The organism is Gimesia panareensis (assembly GCF_007748155.1).
GTDB classification, from domain to species: Bacteria; Planctomycetota; Planctomycetia; order Planctomycetales; family Planctomycetaceae; genus Gimesia; species Gimesia panareensis.
On sequence record NZ_CP037421.1, the window covers coordinates 3,795,301 to 3,819,889 of the forward strand.

General features: G+C 55.8%; 13 protein-coding genes. 6 read left to right on the forward strand and 7 right to left on the reverse strand.

Features of this window, described 5'->3' with window-relative positions:
- Positions 1 to 370 precede the first annotated feature (370 nt).
- Positions 371 to 1,606: an MFS transporter gene (locus Enr10x_RS14190; RefSeq protein WP_145106619.1), complete on the forward strand. Its 1,236-nt coding sequence runs from the start codon at positions 371 to 373 to the stop codon at positions 1,604 to 1,606.
- A gap of 4 nt (positions 1,607 to 1,610) precedes the next feature.
- Here the strand turns inward: Enr10x_RS14190 and Enr10x_RS14195 are convergent, their stop codons facing one another.
- Both Enr10x_RS14195 and Enr10x_RS14200 read right to left on the reverse strand, forming a co-directional pair.
- Positions 1,611 to 3,173, reverse strand: a complete 1,563-nt coding sequence (locus Enr10x_RS14195) for an ArnT family glycosyltransferase (RefSeq protein WP_145106617.1) — start codon at positions 3,171 to 3,173, stop codon at positions 1,611 to 1,613.
- Between the two features lie 212 nt (positions 3,174 to 3,385).
- On the reverse strand, positions 3,386 to 8,518 hold the full coding sequence (locus tag Enr10x_RS14200) for a WD40 domain-containing protein (protein WP_145450173.1): 5,133 nt from the start codon (positions 8,516 to 8,518) through the stop codon (positions 3,386 to 3,388).
- Positions 8,519 to 8,771: 253 nt separating this feature from the next.
- On the opposite strand from Enr10x_RS14200, the gene Enr10x_RS14205 reads away from it, so the two are divergent.
- Positions 8,772 to 9,695 (forward strand): SMP-30/gluconolactonase/LRE family protein, encoded by a 924-nt coding sequence (locus Enr10x_RS14205; RefSeq protein WP_145106612.1) that lies wholly within the window; start codon positions 8,772 to 8,774, stop codon positions 9,693 to 9,695.
- A 96-nt stretch (positions 9,696 to 9,791) separates the two neighbouring features.
- Here the strand turns inward: Enr10x_RS14205 and Enr10x_RS14210 are convergent.
- From Enr10x_RS14210 to Enr10x_RS14225, 4 genes are all read right to left on the reverse strand, one after another.
- Positions 9,792 to 10,621 (reverse strand): IS5 family transposase gene (locus tag Enr10x_RS14210; protein ID WP_390621347.1). Its coding sequence is split into 2 segments (ribosomal slippage): positions 9,792 to 10,231 and positions 10,231 to 10,621, totalling 831 coding nucleotides; the frame shifts between segments, so codons are not numbered across the junction.
- A 117-nt stretch (positions 10,622 to 10,738) separates the two neighbouring features.
- Entirely contained in the window at positions 10,739 to 12,100 is a 1,362-nt protein-coding gene (locus tag Enr10x_RS14215) for a hypothetical protein (RefSeq protein WP_145106610.1), read from the reverse strand.
- A gap of 200 nt (positions 12,101 to 12,300) precedes the next feature.
- Positions 12,301 to 14,322 carry a right-handed parallel beta-helix repeat-containing protein gene (locus tag Enr10x_RS14220; protein WP_145450176.1) on the reverse strand — a complete coding sequence of 674 codons (2,022 nt, stop codon included), beginning with the start codon at positions 14,320 to 14,322 and terminating at the stop codon, positions 12,301 to 12,303.
- Positions 14,323 to 14,467: 145 nt separating this feature from the next.
- Positions 14,468 to 15,916, reverse strand: coding sequence for a TolC family protein (locus Enr10x_RS14225; RefSeq protein WP_232093395.1), 1,449 nt, complete (start codon positions 15,914 to 15,916; stop codon positions 14,468 to 14,470).
- A 652-nt stretch (positions 15,917 to 16,568) separates the two neighbouring features.
- Between Enr10x_RS14225 and Enr10x_RS14230 the strand changes: the two genes are divergently transcribed.
- The 4 genes from Enr10x_RS14230 (at position 16,569) to Enr10x_RS14245 (ending at position 22,794) form a co-directional block, all read left to right on the forward strand.
- Positions 16,569 to 16,934, forward strand: coding sequence for a hypothetical protein (locus Enr10x_RS14230; RefSeq protein WP_145450182.1), 366 nt, complete (start codon positions 16,569 to 16,571; stop codon positions 16,932 to 16,934).
- Between the two features lie 134 nt (positions 16,935 to 17,068).
- Positions 17,069 to 18,610 carry an efflux RND transporter periplasmic adaptor subunit gene (locus tag Enr10x_RS14235; RefSeq protein ID WP_145450185.1) on the forward strand — a complete coding sequence of 514 codons (1,542 nt, stop codon included), beginning with the start codon at positions 17,069 to 17,071 and terminating at the stop codon, positions 18,608 to 18,610.
- A gap of 6 nt (positions 18,611 to 18,616) precedes the next feature.
- Positions 18,617 to 21,736, forward strand: a complete 3,120-nt coding sequence (locus Enr10x_RS14240; RefSeq protein WP_145450189.1) for an efflux RND transporter permease subunit — start codon at positions 18,617 to 18,619, stop codon at positions 21,734 to 21,736.
- Positions 21,737 to 21,873: 137 nt separating this feature from the next.
- The gene (locus Enr10x_RS14245) at positions 21,874 to 22,794 is read left to right on the forward strand and encodes a cation diffusion facilitator family transporter (RefSeq protein WP_145450192.1); all 921 of its coding nucleotides are present in this window, start codon (positions 21,874 to 21,876) and stop codon (positions 22,792 to 22,794) included.
- On the opposite strand, the gene Enr10x_RS14250 is transcribed toward Enr10x_RS14245, so the two are convergent.
- On the reverse strand, positions 22,795 to 24,465 hold the full coding sequence (locus tag Enr10x_RS14250) for a TolC family protein (protein ID WP_145450195.1): 1,671 nt from the start codon (positions 24,463 to 24,465) through the stop codon (positions 22,795 to 22,797). It abuts the gene before it with no gap.
- Between the last annotated feature and the right edge of the window lie 124 nt (positions 24,466 to 24,589).

Consider the following 24,589-nt stretch of genomic DNA (forward strand, 5'->3'; position numbering starts at 1 on the left):
TCCTGTCCGAATTAAACCTTTGATGCCTTTTCTAACTGTCCAGGTGCATCTTCCCTGAGCCTGTTTAGGAAAATTTCGCCCCCAAACCTGCCCCCCCGTGCTCCGAGGAATGCTGTGAACGGTCCTTCCATGTCACCAGCTTGTTGAATGAACGCACACCAAAGAAACTGTCACTCAAGCTGTTCCTTTTCGGATCCGGTACTGCCTCCTAGAATGTGGATTCAGCGTTGGGCTGCAATTCTGGAATCTCATCCTGTATTGAACCCGTAAGCACAATCGGTGTCTGTGTCAGTATCGCTCTACTGACTGACATCCCCTTTTAAAACTGTCCTGCTGGCTGACAGCAGTTCCGATAAAATCAAACTGACTCATGACTACTGTTTCCCCCACAGAGGCTCCCCCTGCATCCACAGCGGGAGAGCCAGACCATTCGCCTGTTCCCGTCCCCTTGAGTAAAGGGATGACGCTGCTGCTTGCCGCGACCGTGGGGATGGTGGTTGGCAATCTGTATTACATGCAGCCTCTGATGGGATTGATTGCCGCCGATCTGGGACTGTCGGAAAGTGCCGTCGGTAGTGCCGCCACCTTATGCCTGATCGGCCAGTCTGTTGGCATGCTCCTGATCCTCCCCCTGGGAGATATCTTTAATCGGCGACCGCTGATTCTGATTTCTGTTTTCATGTCGATCTGTGCCCTGCTCCTGGTGGCTTCAGCCGAGGGAATTGTGTGGCTCTCTTTCGCCTGTCTGGCACTGGGGCTGTCAACGACGGGCACACACATGACGATCTCGCTGGGAGCCAGCCTGGCAACCCCGGAACAACGGGGACGCGTCGTCGGCACGGTGGTGGGTGGTTTACTGACGGGACTGCTGCTCTCACGGACCGTCAGCGGTGTTCTGGGCAGGCTCATCGACTGGCAGTCGATTTACTACCTGGCCTCGGGGATGCTGGCTTGTCTGCTGGCCCTGCTCTGGTATTCGCTGCCGAGTACCAAACCACAGATTCGCATGGGCTATCTGCCTCTGCTGACATCGATGTGGAAGCTGTTTACTTCGGAGAAAGTCCTGCGGGAATCGTGTGTTTTCGGGAGTCTGAGCTTTGCCGCCTTCAGTACGTTCTGGATGACGATCGTGTTTCACCTGGAACGTCCCCCCTTGAATTATGGCAGCGATGTCGCAGGCATGCTGGGACTGCTGGCCATTGGTGGTGCGCTGGCGGCTGGCGGAGTCGGACGGTTGACCGACCGCTTCGGCGCGCGTCCGATCATCGGCCTGTTTCAACTGTTCACGCTGTTCTCTTTTGGAATCCTGTATTTCTATGGTGAGACCCTGATCGGTTTAGGCATCGGAGTGGTGCTGATGGATCTGGGCATTCAGGCGGTGCATGTTGGTAATCAGTCGCGCGTTTACAGCCTGTCGCCGGAAGCACGGAACCGGCTGGGGACGATCTATATCGTCATCTATTTTGCAGGAGGCTCCCTGGGGGCTGCGGTCGGTGTCTGGAGCTGGACCGAATTTGGCTGGGCAGGCGTCTGCAGTGCCAGCGCCCTGTTCATGCTGACGGCGACGATCTACTGGCTGCTCACCCACCGCAGGAACCGGATCTGACAGCTCACTCGCGGTCACCCGAAGGACGCTTGAAGTGGAGCAGCGCAGCACTGTGCCAGGACTTTTGTTCGGTCTCAACATAGCCGGCTTCCCGGGCGAGGGTACGGATCATATTGAGTGAATTCTGGTTGAGGTCGGTATCGGTGGCGGAGGCCACCCAGAACGAACCGGGTTTCGTTTTCCAGCTCTCGAGCAGATCGCGATAAAAGTCAATCACTCCCGTTTGCGGATTCCAGATATAAGGCAGGGCATAACGGGGATGCGGCTCGTCGACATAGAACCGGCTCACGCGGCAGGCCACATATTCCAGGAAGACGCGATCCTCTGTCAGAACGGGGACCAGATAGCTTTCGGTTAAACCGCTCTGCACCAGCAGCGGTTCACCGGCTTTTGAATGTTCGGAAAGAAAGGCATTGAGCTCCCGCCACTCGTGTTCCGTGGGAGACCCGAGCCGCCCCATGTCCCAGGGCCCCAGCGGGGAAAGCAACCAGGCAGCGACCAGCACCACAACCGTAGCACCGAGGGAGGTCATCCAGTGCCGCGTGTGTGTCAGCAACAGTGCGATAAAACAGGCTCCTGCCGGTGCATAGGCGACGCGGTAGCGGGGATTCGCCAGGCTGGACATCTCTCCCGAGGAGAGGACCGCCAGCATCAGCAGAGGGAGCAGCGAACAGGCTCCCGTCATCCAGAGTCCCGACTGGGAGATCGCACCGGAGGAACAACGACGCAGCGCGACGAGCAGAAATAGGATTCCCACGGGCAACCCGATCCACCAGAAGGGGCCGATCAGATTCCAGATGGAGGGATCGCTGCCGCTGAAATTGAGGATCGGCCCCCATTCCTTGAGCCGAAAGATAGTCGGCACCAGTGGTAAACAGAACACAATGAGCAGTGCGACTGCCAACAGCATACGGGAGAGCGTCGCTCGATTGAGATCGCGTTTGCGCCAGCAGGAGACGGCAACAGCCAGGCCCGAGAGAATCACCAGTAGAGCCGAGGTATAATGCGTCCAGAGCAAAGCGATCGAGGAGAGGCTCCAGAACAGAGCGGCGGGCAGCGAGCGCGGCGTGCGTTGCCAGCGAATGGTCGCCCAGATCACGGCGGCCCCCAGCATCAGCACCAGCCCGTAACAGCGGGCAATGCGGACTTCATCCATGGCTTCCGGGTGCCAGGCCACCAGCAAAGCGGCCAGTCCCCCCGTCAATGGGGAGCGGAGTTCCTTGCCTGCCAGGTAAGTAATGAAAATCGCCCCCAGTGCGCAGAGCGCTGAGGAAAGTCGAAATGTCAGTTCTGATTTTCCCAATACTGTCAGAAACAGTTCCTGGATCCAGCTGGAAAGGGGCGGGATGGCTGCATAGTCCAGGCTCCGCATCAGCGAGGTGCCGGGCAGACCGGAGTCGATGATCCAGTAGGAACAGTGCTCATCCATTACGAGCGGCCCGCCGGATAAGAGGGGGTACATCAGCAGGCACCAGCTTAAGACAGACAGTCCCAGTAATGCCCGGCCGACATTCAACAGACGCCGGTCTTCAGATGATGGCAGCTCCTGTGGGTCCTGCTCCATCATCCCGCTTCCGGTTCACGACAAACAGGGGGGAAATTCATCTCAGGTCTGATCACGCTTAAAAGAGACTTAATGACTATCCAAAGACTCTTTTTTTAACAGACCTCTGACGCTCTGTCCACCCCGGGCTGGGGGAGTGACACGGCGCGAGGATGCAGGCTTTCGTGCAATCAGACCCCGGGAATGTGAATCGCAACACGATCACTCGCATTTCGCTATTTGCCAGTACTCGCTGCCGAACGGGATTGGTCTGGCGTTTCCGTCTCCCAGCCCCCATCCTGCAGAAAACCCCATTTTGTCGCCTGATCAGATTCAGCAGAGATCGTCCCCCAGAAAGCCTTGTCCGGCCATAAGCGGATTCGGAGACTGGAACCCTGTTTATCCAATTCCAGATAGAGAGGAGTTGTGTTGTGTAACGTAAAATGTGACGTGAACCTCTTCCCGTTGAAGTCGATCCCGGTTTCCATCCAGTCGCTGTCGGGCTGTTCCAGGAAGGTAGAATGATTCACATACTTGGGATTTTCGATCCAGGCCTGGGACGTTTTCCATTTAGTTCGGTCAGACTCGGGATCAACGGGCGATTCCAGGCCGATCAGTTTTTGAAACTCAGCCCGCTGATGCAGTGCCTGCAGATCCGGGTCATTCCGCAGCTGATCTTTCTGCGCAGATCCGGAATCCCGCAGGCATTCAATGGCGGACTGGATGCACTGTTCAGCCTGTTCAGATTCTGACGGTTTCCGGTCCTGCCCCGTTGATGCTTTGATCAGTTCCGCACAACGGGCGTACGCACAGGCGGCGTTATACACGTTCGTGGAACTTTCCGGATCGAGCGTGCGCAGTTTCTCCGCTGCCTGAATTGCGTCCGCATACTTCCCTTTGCGTGCCAGATTGACTGCGCGGTAATATAACAGGACGGGAGTCTTCTCAGCCGCTTTCGAAACTTCCTCCCAGTCGCCAACCGCCAGCCGGTACTGCTCGGCTTTGGTTTTTAATCGAATGAGAACGTCCCGGTTCCTGCTGGCATAATCCGGTTGGATTTCCCGCTTGAGCAGCTGATCGCAAACCTGGATTCCCTCCGCAAAAGCCTTTACGGCCTCATCAGGCTGGCCCGCCTCCAGGTACGATTGCCCCAGCCGGTCCGTGCTGATGATCACGCCGGCGTAAGGCAAAAATTCTTGAGAGGCACGGGCGACACGCTGTCGGTGGAGTTTCCGGGCTTCGCGGAAGTTTTCGATTGCTGTTTCGATCTCCCCCTGGCGACGGAACAGAATCCCCAGATCGTAGTAACAGTAGGCCAGATGCCTGATCCGCTCGAGGTCGTCCGGTTTCTGTTTCCAGAGACGCCGCATCGCCTCCTGTCTGGCATGGAGTACTTCACCCTCAAATCGGAAGGGACGATAGCCGGCTTCACTCAGCACCGGGGGGATATCCTCGAACCCGGCACTGTCGAATCCGGCCACAAAACTTTCAATCGCTTTCGTGCGAATCGCTTCCCTGCGATCAGCGGAACAAGGCGCCAGACAGGCAGAGTAGAGTAAAGCCAGATCAAAGAACTGCTTTGCCGTCTGTGGGCCTGACGTGCGGGATAAATCTGCCAGCTGCAGCATTTTTTCAAAATTACCGGACTTGATGACCACCTCGGGGTGCAGAGTCAGATCGGATAAGTACCCCTGCCAGAACAGACTGGCCCACTGACGAGCCTGTTGTCGTGCCTGGTCTGAGACAGTCGTGTCAGCCGCGATCGCAGCCTGCAGTTCTTCGAGCGAGTGGCACTGTTCCCTTAATGTATTGAGCAGGTACCGCGCATGTGCTTCGTGCCTTAAGGCATCCGTCCACAGCCGGGCATCCCAGATGAGCAGTTCGCCTTGGTCTCCGCTGGCATAAATGCGTTGACCATCAGGATGGAAATCAACGCCGGCGGCAGTCGTGGGAAACGGAAGTGTCAGCGCTTCCTGTCCGGTCTGCAGATTCCAGACTTTGAGAGTCCCGTCCATACTTGTGGAAGCGAGCCGTGTCGTATCCGCATTAAATGCGAGGGACCAGATCGATAAATTATGCCCCCGCAGCGAATGCAGTTGTTTGCCACTTTCCAGATCCCAGACGCGCACCGTGGATCCCATCCCGGCTGTGGCAAGGAGAGTTTCATCGTTGCTGACCGTCAACGCCTTGAGATCGGAACGGCTCTTCCCGCCCAGTTCCCGAATCAACGCACCGCTCTGTAGATCCCAGAACCGGAGCAGCGCTTTTGTGTGGCAGGTGACGAACTGGTTTCTTTCAGGCAGTATCACGAGTTGAGAACCGTAATTCGGATCTACGTCATAAGAGCGCACTTCTGTTCCAGATTCCAGATCCCATAATATGACATCTCCCCCCGTATCCGCAGAGAGCAGGCGTTTTCCATCCGGCGTCAGGCACACACCGGTCACATAATTCTGATGGCCCGTCAATGTATGGACGAGTTCTCCACTGCGGCTGTCCCAGACGCGAACTGTCTTGTCAACGCCTCCGGAAACGAGGCGTCCCGCGGGATGATAATCCAGACAGACCACGGCATACTCGTGTCCTTTGAGCTGATGGACGATCTGTCCCGTCTCGGTTTCCCGGATGAGGATCATACCGTCATCTCCACCAGTAGCTACCCGGGTTCCGTTGGGACTGACGTTCAGTGAGCGAATCATTCCCGTATGTCCCGCCAGGGAGAGACACTCGGGAGAAGTCCGGGTATCCCAGATCTTGAGCAGTTGATCGGTACTGGCGGAAGCGAGTCGTCGCCCGTCAGGACTGAAGCTCAGTCTCCGAATCCCGAAAATATGTCCCCGCAAGTCATTCTGTATTTCTCCCGTCTCAAAATCAGCCAGGTAGATGCGATCATCCAGGCCCGAGTAGGCGATCAACTGACCATCCGGACTGAATTCAATACAATACACTTCCGTGACAGTCTGAAATGAGGGCGAACGCGTTTTTCCAGTGGCCGGATCCCAGATGAGAACCCGGTTCTCACGTCCGCCAGCCGCAACATAGTTTCCCTGCGGATGAAAGGCGACCGCATAGATTCGTGAGGAAAGTCCGTTCAACAGGCGCACCTGCTTTCCGCTCTCCAGGTCCCAGAGTCGTACGGTCCCATCGTAACCGCCTGAGATCAGTTGCGTCCCATCGGGGCTGAAATCCACATCAGCCACTTCCGCGGTATGCCCCTTCAAAACTCGTTTTTCTTTACCCCCGGCCACGTCCCAGAGTTTGATGAGTTGATCTTCTCCCGCCGATACGAGCTGTTGCGAATCGGGACTGAACCTGATCCGCAGCACAGAACCCTGGTGCGCCTGCAGCTCATGAATCACGGTATTGGAGGGAGAGGCATGGATCACGACTCGCCCGTCTTTACCGCCGGAGGCGTGAAATTTCCCATCCGGGCTGAAGCAGATAGAAGTGACGGTACGTGTATGCGGCTTGAACTGCTCAATGACTTCACTGGTAGCGGGATCATAAAACACAATCCGACCATCATTGCAGCCGGCCGCGATGACTCGGCCATCCGGACTGAAAGAGACCGCTTTGGAACTCATCCCTGGAATTTTGATCGTATCCAGGGAGGATTCTGTCAGCCGTTTGAAATAGTTCCATTCAAATCCTTTCAAATCATCCCGGTTCTGATAACGCTCCAGGAGTTCCTGTACGCGGGGCAGATTCGCCCGCTCCCAGGCGGTCTGAATCAGCAACATATCCGCGCCATACGCATTGCGTTCAGCCACCTGCAAATTCTGTTGTGCTTCCCGGGCACTCTGTTTTGCTGCCACAGCTTCCTGGTCGGCCCGCTGGGCCTCTTGTTTTGCCAGTTGCGCCGCCTTGTCAGCGCGCGAGCGCTCCAGCGCTTCCATTTTTTCGGCCGCGAGGGCTTTGTCGCGTTCCGATCTGATCCAGAGTGCCGCTCCCGAAGCCAGCACCGCAATGATCAGACTGGCCGCCATACTGAAGACCTTGAAACGCTGCAAGCGCGCCTGGCGGGATTCGCGTTCCGTCTTCGCTTTGAGGACACGCTCCTTGAATTCGGCCTGATCGGAGTCGACATCTTCCAGTAAAGAAAGGCACAGGTCATAGTCTCCCTGCGTCTCAGCGCAGTGCGCCCACTGAACCCGGGCCTGTTCCGATCGGTCGCGGCTCTCCTGATTCTCATCCCAGAGTTTGACGGCTTCCTCGTATCCAAACAGAGCTCGCGAGAACTGGGAATAGTCTCCCGTATCACGGGCCGCTTTGAGAGCCGTATCTGCCCGGGCCATCAGTTCGAGGCTGTCGCGGTGCAGGAGAAATTCTCGCAGAGACTGCTGAAAATCTTTCACAGACTGAAATCGCTCATCGGGACTGGCTTTCATGGCCCGCAGCGCGATTTCCAGCAGTTCGCCGGAAGCATCCAGTTGCGCCAGACGTTCGCGGGAACAGGGTAAGATTTCATTGCGGGAGGCAGCCAGCAGGCATTCTTGAGCAGATGCCCCTCCATGCGGTGGATGCCCGGCCAGAATGCGATACAGGATCGCCCCCAGCAGATAGACATCGCTGACCCGGTTCACCTGCTCCGGCGTATTGACCATTTCGGGAGGCATATAAGCGGGCGTACCGGAGACGGCAGTCGAAACGGTGTGGGGTTGATCCAGAATGACTGCCAGTCCCCAGTCCAGGACAAGCACTTCACCGAAGCCCCCGATCATGATGTTGTCCGGTTTGAGATCGCGATGAATGACACCCTGAGAATGAGCGAATGCCAGGGCATCACAAACGTTGAGCAGAATGTCCAGGTTTTCGAGCAGACTCCATGTATCCATGCCTGTTGACCAGGCCTGTCCCTGGATGTTCTTCATCGAGTAGAACAGGTCTCCCTGATGCGTCTGCCCCACTTCGTAGATTGGTACGATGTTGGGATGCTCTAGCTTCCCTGTTACGCTGGCCTCTTTGAGAAACTCCCGCTGGACCGATTCGCGCGCCTGGCTGTTACGAATCTGTTTGACTGCAACATTCCGCCCCAGGGCAACCTGTTCCGCCAGATGAACCTGGCCCATGCCCCCCTCTCCCAGCAGCTCCAGCACCCGGTAATCGATCTGCTGATTCCGTTCAGGAACGGGACGATTCGGATCTGCAGCTTCAATCTGTCGCTGTCCGATGGAAGAAGCATCGACGCTACTCTCATCCGGTTTCTCTTTCGCAGGTCGCAGACTGACTTCAGGCCCCTCCGGTTGCTCCCGGTTTAAAGAGTCGACCCTTGTATTCAACTCTGCTTCACTGATTCCCTGAATGGTTTCTTCCAGAAACGAAAGCGAATCAGAATTATCCTGAGCTTCCTGTGGTTCTGAATCATGCATCTGATCAACCGGAGAAATGAGAGGAGCCAGAGACGGTGAAATGACATGAGGCAAACCACCGCGCAGGTGAATTGCAAAGGGCCATCCAGAGATCGTGATATTATTTGATAATACCGCAAAATAATCCCCTGTCGAGTGAGTCTCTCAGTAAACAGGATGGGTGTACCTTCCCTGCTAAGTGAAATTCGGGTACCTTGGTGGTCTACGGGACCATTGTTATCCACCAGTCCATTTACTTTAGGAGTGACTACTGATGAAAGCGTTCTTTATATTGACCCTTGGAGCGATGTCGCTGCTGAGCAGCGTCGCCCTGGCCCAGAAACCGTTTCAGGCGGGAAAACCGCTGGGAGCCGTCAACGAAGCCGGGAAGTTTGTCCCCCTCTCGAAAAACGTCAAGGTGTATGGCAGTTTTCGTTTTGCTGAAAGCTGCGTCTATGACACAGCCCGCGACCTGATCGTGGTCATGAACGCAGGCGTTCGTCAGGAACAGGAGAAAAATGATGGCTATGTCTCGCTGTTGAACCCGGATGGCTCGGTGCACACCGCGAAATGGATTGGTGCAACGCGGGCCGGTTTAACGCTCAACCATCCACTGGGTAGCGCCATTCATAACGGCACCCTGTATACCGCTGATATCGACGTGGTCCGCACGTTCGATCTCGCGACGGGCAAACCAGGAAAAGCGTATCCCGTGAAGGGCTCCACGTTCCTGAACGGCATTGCGGTCAACAAAGAGGGAACGATCTTTGTCTCCAATTCGAAGCCGGAAAACCGCGTCTATAAAATCACCGCGGACGGCGACGTTTCGATCTTCGTGGATGGCGATCCACTCAAGATCCCTAACGGCGTGGCCATCGATCCGGACGGAAATGTGGTGGTCGTCAATGTCGGTAACAACGACGTGATGACCTTTGATCCTGCGAGTGGAAAACTGCTCCGTACCGAACACGCTGCGGAAGGGGGCAATGACGGTCTGGTGATCCTGCCTGACGGCACGAAGTACGTCAGCAGTGTCCGTTTCGGCAGCGTCTCGAAAATCGCTCCCGGGAAACCGGCTCAAGTGATTGCCTCCGGCATCCCCAGTGCCGCTTCGATGGGATACGATCCGAAGCACAAGCAGTTGATCATCCCCATGAACAACAACAATGCCGTCGCCTTCCTCAAGCTGGAAGACTAAAGCTGCGGTCACCTGAAAATACTTTCTGATCGAAAACGAAACGAGGGCAGGCGCCACACAGCCCTGCCCTCGCAGAAAGTTTGCTTAGAAGTGGTTTCATAACTTATTAAGTAATGTGAACACGCACGCGAGTTGTGCGAATCCTAAAAACAAATGACTGTATCGTTCATACCGTATTACCAGACGACGAAAGTTGAACAGCCAACTGAAGGTGCGTTCGACTTTCCAGCGGCGTCGATATCGTCGCAGAGCACGCCCATCTTGCGTCGCTGGTTTCACACGGTTCTTGCGATGCGGACAGACCAGTTCTATCTGCCGTTCTGCCAGCTCTGTGCGCAGGGGATCGCTGTCGGCCGCACGATCATAAATCAGGCGATCGGGGTCACGTGGCAAAACGCGCTGGTCCAGCAGGGATTCAATCAGCTTCACCTCTGCCGGAGAGGCACTGGAACGATCCAGAGCGAGAGGGAGTCCGTTTCCGTCGACCAGCAGCATAAGCTTGGTTCCCTTTCCCCGTTTTGTCTTTCCGACATCGGCGCCCCTTTTTTTGCGGGGCAGAATGTGCCATCCCCGAATGCTTCCGACCAGACTACCAGCTTCCGTCGGTCGAAATGTTCGAGCAATCGCTGCCATGCTTCCAGGAAGACACCGTCTTCGGTCCATTCCTTGAAACGACGCCAGCAAGTGCTGGGAGATGGTAAAAATGTTGGTAAATCTTTCCATCGGGCACCGGTCCTTAATACCCAAAGGATTCCTTCGAGACACTCGCGGGGAGCCACTCTGGGCCGCCCTCCGGCTGCGTTTGCCGGTGGTTCTGGAAACAGATCTTTGATCAGAAGCCATTGCTCGTCCGAGAGTTGTGGTTTTGGTTCCGTCCTGGACCCGGTAATGTTGCGACCTGTGGCAGGTCGTGACACGCGGGTCATGGTCATAATGAGACCTCCTTTCTGGGGAGGTACTCCTACAAATACTATACCAAACTGTTCACGTAATTTAGGGTTTTGAAACTACCTCTAGTCATCTCATTTTACCGGGCGGTTGACTTATTTCTGCTTGAGACGTTTCTTTTCGGTCGCTTCGCGCTTCTGCACATCTTTGGGATGCTTGGAAAACGACTCGAAGACATCGCCGATCACCCGATCCGCCAGCATGCTGAGTTCAGTCAGGATAATGGCTTCCGCTTCCGCCGTCAGCTTCGAACGGTTGGGTTCGTAGCCGCCGACCTGGTAGGCGTCTTCAGTAGCGATGTAGCCAATGTAACCGTTGGCGTAGCCGACGATGATGGGAATCGCCCGATCGGCGATATCGCGTTCCAGTTTGAGTCCGTATTCGACCATCGGTTCCCCCGGCATCGTCAGCAGCAGGTAGGGGCCGATTTTCAGCGCCTGCAGTTCCGCATCGATGCGGCCCTCTTTGCCAGGCAGTGAGACAACCGTGTTGGCCACACGGATCTGATAGAACTTCGGACGCTTCACCAGTTGCTCGCGGGTTACGTTACGCGCCAGCGTGCGGACCACGGCACTCCCCAGATCTCGTCCAGCCCACTGAATGTCGGCTTCATCCGCACAGCGATAGGGATACCCGGGGAGATTGGGACGAATGTCGCCCGCGCACCCCTGCAGGAACATTGAACTGGTTTTGTTACCATAGCACATCTCCACGAAGGTCTGGGCTTCCCCGGGGAAGTCGGCACTCATCTTCGGATAACCGGTCGGATAGGGCATCGAACCCTTATCTCCCCAGGTGAAGAAACAGGGATGGCAGACCGCGTGCATCAGGACGGCTTTGGGAGTCAGCGATTTCCCATCGTCGAAGCGAAGCACCTTGACGCGCGGATCATTGGGGCCGTCCTCATTCAGACGCACCACCGCACGACCGTTGATCACCTTGCGGCGATTGATACCGAAGCTGATTTCGTCTTCCCCGTAACCGACGGTCACCGGGCTCATCGTGGACGCCGCCTGCTTTGCTGTGGCGGTCAGCTTCTGAATCAGCGTTTTGCCCCAATCCGAGTCGGCTTTAAAACCGGGTCCGGAGTGATTGTGAGAGGCGGTGACCATGATGTTAGCCGCCGGGATGCCGGTCGCTTTTTCAATCTCCTGCCGGGAGAGTTTCACGATCTCTTCGTAGGCTCCGATCAGGTCCAGCGTAATGATGGCGGCTTTGGTCTGCCCGTCATCCAGGATCAGGACTCCCGCTCGCAGCGGATCACGCACGCCGGTCACTTTGCGTCGATGGCCGACCACTTCCAGATCTTTGACTTCGTCGGGCGTGATATCGACTTTTGCGACACCGGCCTTCAGATTCGATTCAACAGGAAATTTCCCGTCCGCGGCACGGGACTGCGCGACAAAACAGGGAGCAAACAACAACAGCACGCAGAGACTACGGAACAACAGATGCATGATCGGGCTTCATTTCGTTGATAGAGTTTTGTGGATCCGACGATCTTCTCATTACAGAAAACCGTCGCATCGGGGCGGGATATTTCCAGGGTCCCGACTGACTGAGAGACAGACGGGAGGGTGAGGAACTCTCGGCATCTAGCGCGTAATTCCAGTTTAGACAGAACCAGAAGAAGTATCAAGAAGTTTTGATATCTCTGTTATTTCTGCGTCTTTTCACCAGGCACCAGCATTTCGCCGGGGGTCAGCGCCAGCACCGCCGGGATGCCCACCAGTTGCACGTAATGATCTTCAAAGCCCCCCTGGGTGGGACGTGCCAGGACCAGACGCCAGAGTTCTCCCGGACTGTTCTGCGGGCGGGTGCGGGTAAACAAGGTTGGTTTCGTGACATTCTGTTCTGACCAGACCTGTTTGCCAGTCGGGTCATAAAGTTTTGCACTCACGCGTTCCCCGGCCCCTTCGCCGAAAACACCCACGGCCCATTTCTCGACCCCCGCAGGGACATAGAAATAATAATCACCGGTGGAGGCCATCAGGCGGATCGGGGCGCCGTCAGAGGCCAGGCAGAGACGATGCGAGGACGCGTCGACGGTGACAAAATTCGCTCCCGGATCACAGCGGAACTGGTAAATGCCGGTTTCCGGAGCCGTGAACTTGCAGGTCGCACTCTGCTGGAACGGAACATCCGCCACGGGAATGGTCCTGCCCGAGGGGGCCACCACGGTGACCGGCATTTTGTCTCCCGTGTAGCGGGCCAGTTTATGAAAGGTGAACTGCACCGCGACCTCATCCCCCTGTTTTGCATACAGCAGATACTGAGACTGGTTCCGTTGACGGACCTTACGACGCTGCCCCGGCTCGAAAGAGGCACTGGTATCGAGGGGTTGCAGCCGGTTGAAGTCGGTTTTGTATGGAGTGATATCGCCGGCCGGACTGGAGGGCATCCACTTTGCGATCAACGCTGGATTCAACGTCACGTCCTCTGTCTGCGTCCCCTGCTTCACCTGCAGGGTGCCTTTGACACTTGAGACGGCAGCGAGATATGAAGCATCGTGAAAAGACATCACCGGACGTTTGACGGGCGATTTCACAACACATTGCTCAAACGTCACACCGCCGATTTTCCCGGCAGCGCCGGCCCGGGCGGCCAACTGAATCGCGGGGATGGCAGCATCTTTCGTTTCCGGTCCGCTGATCGTACATTCTTTAAAGAGCACGGGACAGACATCTGCCGGCTTGTCCTGAATCGTGACCGGGGTCTGCTCTGTACTCTCGAAAGTACAGTTCACGAACTCGATGGAACCGGTAACGCTGCCCGGCGATTTATTTCTGGTCGTCAGCGAAAGGGCTCTGCGTTTCCCGGTACTGGTGCAGTTCTCGAAGCGGATCGAAATCGGTTTTGAGTCCCGGTTCAGGTTGGGCAGATAGAGTAAATATCCCCCGCCCTGATTGTTTTCCGCCACGCAGTTGCGGAGCACACAGTTGCTGAGACATTCGCTGGGATGGTTGGGTTCAAAATCAATGCCGGCCATGGGAGGCGTGCCAGACGTCTCTTTGAAGACGGAATCTTCGATCAGCAGATCTTCGGCACTGATCACGCTGACCCCCTGTCGATAATTCTGTTCGAAGATGACATTGCGAATCGTAATCTTCCGATTGGTCACCCCCCGTTTCGCCACGCCCAGGTAGATGCCGTCACCGCCGGTCTCTTTGATGGTCAGCCCCGTGATCACGACGTTAGAACAACTCCGCAGCGAGAGCCCGTTCCGCCACTCGGCTTTTTCATAGGGCGCTGCGTCGTAATCCGCCTTGCGCATCTGCAGGACCGCGCCCGGCCCGGTGAGGCGGATGTTCTGTTTGAGCGAGGCATTCAGCAGCGAAGCGGTCCGCGATTGGAACTCTCCTTTTTTCGCGAGGATCACCACTCCCGGCTGAAATACAATCTCCTGGTCGCTGGCGAGTTGAATCGGTTTCACGATCCAGGGCGAGGTCCTCTTTTCCACGATGACCTTTTTCGCACCGGAGTTGATGGCTGCCTGCAGGGCAGCGGTGGCATCCTCGGGATCAAAGCCCCACCAGGAGGCATGAGCGGTCTCTGTCTTTCCCGCCTTGAGATCGTCGATGACCCGCTGATTGACCGTGACGGCGGCTATCGACGGCGCGGAAGCAATGCATGTGAAACAGAAACAGAGAACCAGAGCGCCGGTACGAAGCAGAGACATCAGAATCACTTTCACAGGCGACAGCGGTCTATCAGTAAACCGGTGACGTTAGAAAAAAAGTTGGGGGAAACACAATCAGGTTTCCCCCAACTTAGGATTCCAATGATACCAGTGCAAGTCTCCCGTCCCGGGGATTCAGCTCGACTTACTGCTGGCTGAAAGTCTGATCCCGCAGGCCGGAATCGCCGCTGTCATCAATCACGCTGTTAAGTCCGCCGGTCAGCATGTAGCCGTCGATCTTGGACTGAGCTCCGGCCAGCTGTGCCTGGGCATCGACATACTGCAGGTTGGTGGTAAAGAAGGTCTTTCGGGCCAGCAGGATCTGCACGAAACCGACTTCTCCCGCCTTGTAAGCCTGGTTGGCCAGGTCCAGGGACTCGCGGGCACTGGGCAGAATCTGATTCGAGTACAGATCGATGGCCGCGGTGGCAGTGTCGTATTCCCGGGAGACGACAGCCAGACGCTCTTCGATGGCGTTTTTAATCCGCTGGGCTTCCATCTGGGCACGACAGATTTCCGCGTGAGCGGCATCGATATTCCCCTGGTTTTTATTGGTGATCGGCAGCGGCACACCGACCTGAATATTCATCATGCCGGAATTGGTACCATAATCGACCCCGGCTCCCAGCTGGACCGCCATGTTGGGAATCGGCTGCACTTCCTGACGCTCGAGGAGTGCATAGGCACGGGAAATTCGATCGTGGGCGGCAGCGTATTCCGGACTGGAAGTGACCATGTTCGTGGCCATCCCTTCCCAGTCCACGATGCCCGATTCGGAAGGCAGGGTGCCCTGCAGTTTCGAATATTGCATTTCGGGAACACCTGAGATCGCACCAATTTCTCTCCAGACAGCAGCCAGTTTGGCCCGGGTCTGACGCTGGGTCAGCTGAACTTCATTCAGGAGAATTTTGGACTGCAGAATATCCACCCGGGTTCCCTCACCCGCGTCCATCCGCTGCTTGGCGAAATCGACCCCCTTCTCTGCAACCTGCGAGAACTCGTTGATCAGATCGAGCTGTCTCTGCAGGGCGAGTGCCTGGTAGAACCGGATTTGAATATCAGTCCGGACCCGGAACCGCTGGGCTTCCAGTTCCTGCAGCTGGGCTGCCAGCGTTGCATTGAGAACCCGGTTATTCAGTTCCAGTTTATTGGCGGTCACGAATTCCCGCTCGACGTAGGCCAGGTGCTGATCGGTTCCGCGGTCCGCCAGCTGCTGCCCCTGATAGCCGACAGTCGGGTTCGGCCGCGTGGTCACCTGCTCGCGATACCCGGCGGCCTTCTGAGTCGAAGCAGCCAGTTCCTGAATCGCCGGATTGTTTTGCAAAGCGATCGATTCCAGTTCCTGCAGGGTCATGCCCCCGGTCAGCGCGGGTTGCTCTCCCACTGCGGGCGCCTGAATCGGTTCCAGGGGAGTCGGATACAGCTGCTCTTCCGCATCGATCAGTTTCACGGTCTCAGATGGATCGGCTTCACCAGCGGAAACATCATGGCTGATGGTGGAAATGGATTCCTCTTCCCCGGTGTTTTTGCCACTGTCTTTGTCAGCATCGCTGTCAGCCCCAACCTCTGCCTGCACTTTCTCGAGGGTCGCCACAAGAGATCTTTTTTCGACCCTCTCTCTTCGCGTCAGGTAAGGGTTCATCGAACAGCCTGTTACCAGCAGAGAACCCGTCAGAAAAGCGATCCCGAACGCTTTTACCCCGAAGTGATTACCGTCATCGTTTGATCTTACCATAGCTGAATTCGACACCCACAAACGTACTAAAACTGATGAATCGAGCGATTGTCCGTAATCTGTCGATACACCTGTTTTGTTCGGTTGTGCTGATCGATCTTCCTGAGCGATTCCCGTGAAATCTTCGCTGTAACTACTACTACTGCTATAGTAACCAGCAGAACCCTTACAAATTAACTGCGAGTGAACAGCTGGCCGACCAGACCGGATATATACACTCTTACAGCACCACCTGATGAGCCTTTCATGATTCATTTAGAGGTACAATTACAGGTACAAAGTAGAATTTCAGATAAAATCTGACTCAAGCATTGTAATTGCTCCTGACGAGAAGTAAGAATTACTTAGATATGAGAGGGAATAGTTCCCAATTTTTGACGTCTTGATGACGATCACTCCTTCCGTTGACCGTCCTGCCAGTCCTTTGCGAAAGCCTGCCATGTTCAGTTTGAACATCACAATTCGATGCCTGCTGCTACTGATCATAGCCTGGCCGGGACCTCGTCCGGTTGTGCATTCGCATACTGATTATCTGAGCCGTAGTGGCAACAGCTCATTGCTGGCAATGCATATGCGGATCTATCACGGCGACAACAATTCAAACCCTGAAGTCCCCTGCACTCCACATTGCCACTGGGTCACCAGCGGAAGTGATTTTGACAAAACGGTCCCCGTCAAATTTACTGAGGGAACGACCGTCGCTGTGACTGACCTGGCAGATTTGCCCGGCGATCATCTGGCAGCAGACTATTGGGGAGCGGGACTGCTACCGCTGACGGAAACGGTCCTCCCGGCTTATATTTCCACACAGGATCAGGCGGCTCTCACCCCCCCTGACCTGGAGCTGCACCAGCTTTTCTGCACGTGGACCTGCTGATTCTCCGCTGTGAAACAGTCTCTTTTTGTTTTTCCTTCTGTTGAAGCTGCGCGCTGCTTCTTAAGCCACTGATTGCGCAGGAGGAGATCCGAACCCACTTAACGGATCCAGTCCCAGTCTCTTGAGGTATCTCGATGAACCAGACGACAGGTCAAATACCGCCTAAGCCAGTCAAAGCCAGCCATAAACCGGTGTTGTTTCTCATACTCACGATCATTGTTGTCGTGGCAGGTGTGGGAATCTACCAGTTCCGTTTACACAAATCCAATTCAGATTCGGCTCATGTTCCTGAGTCTACCAAACCGAAAACTGCCTCAGCAGAAAAACCGACCACGCAGAACCGGAGTCTGGAGAAAGTCACCGTGACGCTGCCCGAATCGAAGTGGAAAGTCTCTGGGCTGAAGATCGAACCGGTCGCCACGAATCGATTTGAAGAAACGGTTCGTCTGACGGGTAAAGTCTCTTTAAACGAAGATAAGATCGCGCACATTTATCCCATGGTCGAAGGCTCGGTTGATAGTGTTGCAGTCGGACTGGGACAGGTGGTCAAAGCGAACGACGTGCTGGTTGTCGTGCACAGTCGTGAAATCGGGCAGGCGAAACTGGAACTGTACCAGTCGCGTCTTCAGCATGAAATGGCAGTGGTGAAAGACAAAATTCAGCAGGAAATCGCGACCAATACCAGGCCGCTCCTGGTTGCACTGAGAAAACGAGAACCGATCACTGAAATCGAAGAACGGTTTCGCAGTCGCAGCATGGGTAATTACCGCGAACGACTGCTGATGGCATACGCCAGTTATCTCAAGTCCGATGCCGATGTGGAACGCCTGGAAGAACCGACCAAATCCGGAGCGGTTGCCTTTAAACAGCTGCACGCGGCCAAATCGAGTCGGAATGCCGACCTCGCGGCATTTCAGGCGCGGATTGAGCAGATCGAATATGAACTCAAAACATCGCTGCTGCTGTCATCTCAATCCGTTAAGGAAGCAGCCACGCGGGTCGCGGTCGCTGCCACCAGCCTCCGAATTCTGGGCTGTGACGAAGCAGAAATACAATCAATCAACCCCGAACAGCAGGGGGCAAAAATATCCCATTACTTCATTCGATCCCCCATCAACGGTACGATCATTTCCAAAGACGTAACGCTAAAGGAACAGATCCGGCCGCAGAGCCAGATTTTCAGTATCGCAGACCTGTCGACGGTCTGGATTACAGCAGACATCTACGAAAAGAACATTCCCCTGCTCAGTTCTCTGGCCGGAAAGCCGGTACGTGTCTTTAACGAAGCCTGGCCCGATCGCTCCTTTCAAGCCAGAATTTTTTATACCGGCGAGATCATGGATGAGAAGACCAGGACCGTCTCCATGCGGGCCATTGCCGACAACCCCGACCATCTGCTCAAGCCGGGCATGTTCGTCAACATCGAGTTTGAATCAGGCTCCGACCAGGAACTGGTGACAATTCCCCTCTCGGCACTCCAGGAACATGAAGGCAAGTCTTTCGTGTTTGTCTACACGGGCGGAGATCAGTTCGAAAAGCGTCTGGTCAAACCGGGCAAACAGAATGAGACCTCATCCGTGATTCTGGAAGGCCTGAATCCAGGCGAACGCGTGGTGCTGAATGGTGGCTTCATCCTGAAGTCTAAAATGCTCGAAGACTTGATGGGTGAGGAGTAATCATAAATGGTCAACCATATCATTGAATGGTCTTTAAACAATCGATTTATCGTCATGCTGCTGGCCCTGGTCATTCTGGGTCTCGGCTTTTTCTCAGCAACCACCATTCCCCTGGATGCGGTTCCCGATCTGACGAACGTGCAGGTGCAGATTCTGACGAACTCCCCTGCCCTGGGACCGGTCGAGGTGGAACAGTTTATCACCTTCCCGGTCGAAAACGCCATGAGTGGTGTTCCGAACGTCGAGGAAATCCGTTCGATCAGCAGGTTTGGTTTGAGTGCGGTGACCGTGGCGTTCAAAGACGGTACCGACATCTACTGGGCGCGCAACCTCATTAATGAGCGTTTATTACAGGCGCGGGAAAATATTCCCCCGGGGATGGGCACGCCCGAACTGGGCCCGATTGCCACAGGGATGAGTGAAATCTATCAGTTTGAAGTCCGCAGCGAAGTAGAAGGGGATTATTCCCTCAGCGAACTGCGTACGATCCTCGACTGGCAGATCGCCTTCCAGCTCCGCAGTGTGCCCGGTGTAATTGAAGTTAATACCTTCGGGGGTGAACTCAAGACGTATGAAGTCCAGATTGATCCCGCGAAACTGCAGAACTATGAAATTTCACTGAGTGATATCTTCAAAGCACTGGAAGAGAACAACGGGAATGCCGGCGGTGGCTATATCACCCATGGCGCCGAACAGCGACTGATCCGCGGGGAGGGTCTGGTCAGTTCTCTGGACGATATCCGCACGATCATTCTGGACAGCCGCGAAGGGACCCCGATCCGGGTTCAGGATGTGGCAGAGGTCCGATTTGCCCCGATGCTGCGGCAGGGAGCGGTGACCCGGGATGGGGACCGCGAAGCGGTGATCGGCATGGTGATGATGATCATGGGCGGCAATTCGCGGCAGGTCGTCGAAGATGTAAAGGCCAAAATTGCCGAGATCCAGAAAACACTGCCCAAAGGCGTCGTCATCGATACCTTCTATGACCGCACCGAACTGGTGGCGAAGACGATCCACACGGTGGCGGAAAATATCGGGCTGGGCGTGCTGCTGGTGATCATCATGCTGTTCCTGCTGCTGGGCGATGTGCGTGCCGGTCTGATCGTGGCAGCCGCAATTCCCCTCTCCGCCATGAGCGCCCTGATTGCGATGCGCTATGCGGGTGTCTCAGCGAACCTGATGAGTATGGGAGCCGTCGACTTTGGGGTGATCGTCGATGGTGCCGTGGTGATGATCGAAAACTGCGTACGCCGGGCGTCGCACTACCAGAAGGAGCATGGCGGTAACCATGTTCCACTGGGCGTCTATCGGGAATCGGCAAAGGAAGTAGGCAAGCCGATTCTGTTTGCCGGCATTATTGTGATCATCGTATTCATACCGATCCTGAGTCTGCAGGGCATGGAAGGTAAGATGTTCCGCCCGATGGCGTTCGTCTTCATGACAGCCCTCTCTTCGGCCCTGATCATGTCGGTCACGGTGATGCCGGTGATGGCCTCCCTGTTCCTGGCACGCCAGATGAAAGAACGCGAAACCTTCCTGGTCCGCTGGATTAAACAGGCCTACCAGCCGCTGTTGAGCTTTTCCATGCTGCGGCCGGGGCTGATGTTCCTGAGTTCAATTGCTCTGTTTGTTTTCAGTATCATCATGGCCGCCGGCTTTGGACTGGAATTTGTCCCGAAGCTGGATGAAGGTGACATCGCCATCCAGGCCACCCGCCTGCCCAGTATTTCACTGGAGACTTCCATCGAGATGACCAAGGCCATCGAGCGGACCCTGCTGGAATTTCCGGAGGTGGAAACCGTCGTCTCAAAAACCGGTCGCCCGGAAATTGCAAACGATCCGATGGGGGTTTACCAGACGGACATTCTGGTCCGGCTCAGGCCCAGATCGGAATGGACCGAAGGGCTGACGAAGCTTCAGTTGATTGAAGGCATGCAGCAGAAGCTCGAAGATCAGGTTCCCGGCAACAGCTACAGTTTCACCCAGCCGATCGAACTTCGCGTGCAGGAACTGGTGGCGGGGGTTCGTTCCGATATCGGGATCAGCCTGTATGGGGATGATCTGGAAGAGCTGAAACATAAAGGGGACGAGATCGTAGTGGCCCTCAACAAAGTCCCGGGCGCTGCGGATGTGCAGGCGCAACAGATCGCGGGGCTGCCTTACCTGCGGGTGATTATCCGCCGTGAAAAGCTGGCCCGGTATGGGATCAACGCCCGCGCCGTACTGGATTCGGTCGCGACCGTGGGTGGTGTGTCGGTCGGTCAGGTCTTTGAAGGACAGCGGCGTTTTCCGTTGCAGGTCCGTCTCAGTCCAGACTGGCGAAAGGATGCCAAGCGGATCTCGGAGCTCAAAATCGAAGATCCGCAAGGACGTCAGATACCGATTTCTCAACTGGCGGAGATCACTGTGGAAGAGGGTCCGGTGGAAATCAGCCGCGATTCCATCCGCCGCCGTCTGTTGATTCAAAGCAATGTCCGCGGGAGAGACCTCGCGGGTTTTGTGGCGGAAGCCCAGCAGGTGGTCGACCGGGATGTGGAGTTACCCGCCGGCTATACCCTGCGGTGGGGTGGTCAGTTTGAAAATCTGCAACAGGCAAGTCAGCGGCTGGCGATCGCGGTTCCCGTGGCGCTGTTCCTGATTTTTGCCCTGCTCTACATGACCTTCAATTCCGTCAAGCTGGCGATGCTGATCTATCTGAACGTGCCGATCGCCGCGACGGGGGGCATCCTGTTCCTGTGGTTCCGCGACATGCCGTTTTCGATCTCGGCCGGCGTCGGGTTTATCGCCCTGTTCGGGATCGCGGTCATGAACGGCGTAGTGCTGATCGAACACGTGCGGCATCTGCGGCATTCGGGAGATAGCCAGCGCGATGCAGTAGTCAACGGGGCGATGGACCGACTGCGGCCCGTGCTGATGACGGCCTCCTGCGGTGCCCTCGGTTTCATTCCGATGGCCCTCTCAGGCAGTTCCGGAGCGGAAGTCCAACGGCCACTGGCAACCGTCGTGATCGGCGGACTGGTAACGTCTACCGCGCTGACTCTATTGGTGCTGCCGACGATTTACCGCTGGTTTGAACCGAAGGAACCCCACCCGGAACCGGTTGACATGACGGAATTTGAACATTGAGCCAACCGGACTGCCGTTCGTTTCAATGATCATACTCAACCAGGCTCAACCTGAGAGCCCTGGTTGGGTATGATCTTATATTACAGTAAGCGAAATCCGTTCCCTGCTGCCTTCTCAAAATAGAAAGCACTGGTTTCTTGGCAGATCGAAACTCCATCTCAGAAACATATACTGAAGTCATCCGGGCCGCCGTCTTTGGTCTGGCAGCGAATCTGTTCCTGGGAATCGTCAAACTGGCCGGGGGGATTATCGGGAATTCGTTTGCCCTGATTGCGGACGCCGTCAATTCGATTGGTGACGTCATGTCGACGCTGGTCGTGCTGATCGCCCTGCATTATGCCCAGCGGCCCGCGGATGAGGAGCATCCTTATGGTCATACGCGTGCCGAGGGAATAGCGGCTTCGAATGTGGCCGTCGTAATTCTCATCTCGGCGCTGTATGTGGGTTGGGAAGCCATTCAGCGTTTAACTGTTCAGCATCCGATTCCTCCGGTCTGGACTCTGTGGATTGCGGGAGCCAACATCATCATTAAGGAGGGCCTCTATCACTACAATGTGCGTATCGGAAGTCGTACGGGCTCCGCAGCTATCATAGCCAATGCCTGGGATCATCGGAGTGATGCCCTCTGTTCTCTGGCCGTACTCATCGGGCTGGCCTCCATCAGCATTGGTGGCCCGAAATTGATCTGGGCAGATGAAGTGGCCTCACTGATCGTGGTCACTGTGATCGTCTGGTCGGGTATCAGGCTGTTTCGTGCCAGTGCCAGCGAATTGATGGACCTGCAGGCCGATCCGGTCTTTGTCAATCAGATCAGAGCTGCTGCGCTGGCGGTGAAAGGAGTTGAGAATGTGGAAACCCTCTGGGTCAGGAAATCCGGTTTAGAATATTTTGCCGATATTCACATTGAAGTTGATCAGAATCTGACCGTCGCCGAAGGTCATCGCATCGGACATCAGGTCAAAGATCATCTCCTGGATCAATTTACGAGATTACGGGATGTCCTAGTGCACCTGGAACCGTTCCCGCATCATCATACGGCTGCAGAAGATGAAGCGTGATCAGAGTTGATCTTCCGCCAGCGCCGCGCGGTAATCGGCCTGTTCCTGGAAGTAGAGCAGTTTCGCATCGACGGCCTTTTCAGCAGATTCGAACGCGTATTGTTCGCGGAGCGTTACCTTCAACAGGTCGGACAGCCCCTCTTCGAAGTTCCGCCGTTCCCGGCGGGCCAGATCTTCTGCATAGCCCACCGCCTGCTCGGCCTGCTGTGCCTGTTTGTAAGCCCCGATCAGACCGGCGTAGGCCGACTCCACCTCGGCGATGATTTTTTCTTCCGTTAATTTGCGTTTGGCAGTCAGCTGAGAAATCTTGCCCCCCACGGACTGCATCTTCCCGCGTGCCTTGCGGCGTTCGAGAGGCACTTCCACCAGCAGGTGGGCGTCCAGTTCGAAGGGGCCTTTGTAATTCCGGTAGCTGCTTGGATACCCCATGTCCTGTGAACCCGCCATCAACAGATCGACCGCAGGCAGGCATTCATTTTCTGCCTCGGAGTAATCAATATCCAGTTGACGCCGGATCAGATCGAGTGTGTAAATCTCCGGACGTTGTTCCAGAGCCCGGCTCGCGTCCAGGGCCACCTGCGCTTCATTGATCTGTTCCAGTTCCGGAAACCGCGGCACCTGCTCCGGACCGGGGATCACAGGATCTCCGTTGACATCTCGATAGAACAGCGACAGCTTCACCGCGGTCTGCTGCAGCTTCCGCTCTGCCAGAGCACGTTTGCCTCTGCGTTCCGCGACCAGACGCAGGTTATCCGTCAGTTCCGGGGGATCGAGAAATCCGTTTTCCACCTGGCTGCGGATGCGCTCGGTTCGATCCTCGGCCAGCTTGAGAATCCGGTCTGCAATGACCAGTTTCGCTCCCGCGGCCACCCAGTCCCAGTAGGCATAGCTCCCCTGCTGGACAAAGTCGATCAGCTGCGCCTGAATCTCCGGCTCTACGACATCCACGCCATAAGTCGCGCGCCATAATGCCGCCCGCCGTTGATCGATATCGCGATTCTTGGCCAGCGGCACGGAAAACCCGGCCTTGAGCTCCCCGCCCTCATTCGTCTGACGATTGAGGTACCAGGGCTCAAAACTTCCCCGCCCGATGCGATAGCCGGCAAACGCTTCGCCCCCCTGATACAGAGGCTTGATCAGGCCGACATGCTGGCGATAGGTCTGATAGTAACCCATCGGCTGGTTTTCGCTGCCCGCTTTGAATTTGTGGTCGAATTCCCCCATGCTCGAAAGTTGCTGGCCGGCGGCAACATCCCGCGAATAAACGGCTGCTTCCAGTAAGGGATAACTTGCATAGACCGAATTGATGACCGCTTCCAGCACGAGCCCCTGCTGACTGGGCGCAAAATTCTGATCGGGAAGCGGCGGCAGGTGCGGTGCAGCGACGAATTCCTGGGGAATCAATTCACTCTCAGGCTTCGATTCAGCAGAAACCTGCTGTAGAGGGGATTCCTGAGGTTCCGATTTGATTTCCTCCGAGACCTCGGCCAGACTCTCGGGGTACACAACCGGCGCAGCAGTGGACGGCTGCGGATCTTCGATGCTATCAGCAGCCGGTTTGATTTGAACGACCGAAGGCGCCGGATCGGGTTCCGACCGGGTCATTTTCTGCCGGGAAGCGGCGCAGCCTTCGGAAAGGACTGCGAGTAACAGGATCCAAACTCTTAACATGGTTTCTTGACTTATTTTGGCGGGTAATAACTACGGACTGTTTAACCAGCACAGTTACTATATAAGTTATAACGCGTATTGTTTAACATTTCGGCAGTGCAGGATTGCGGAATTGATCGTAACT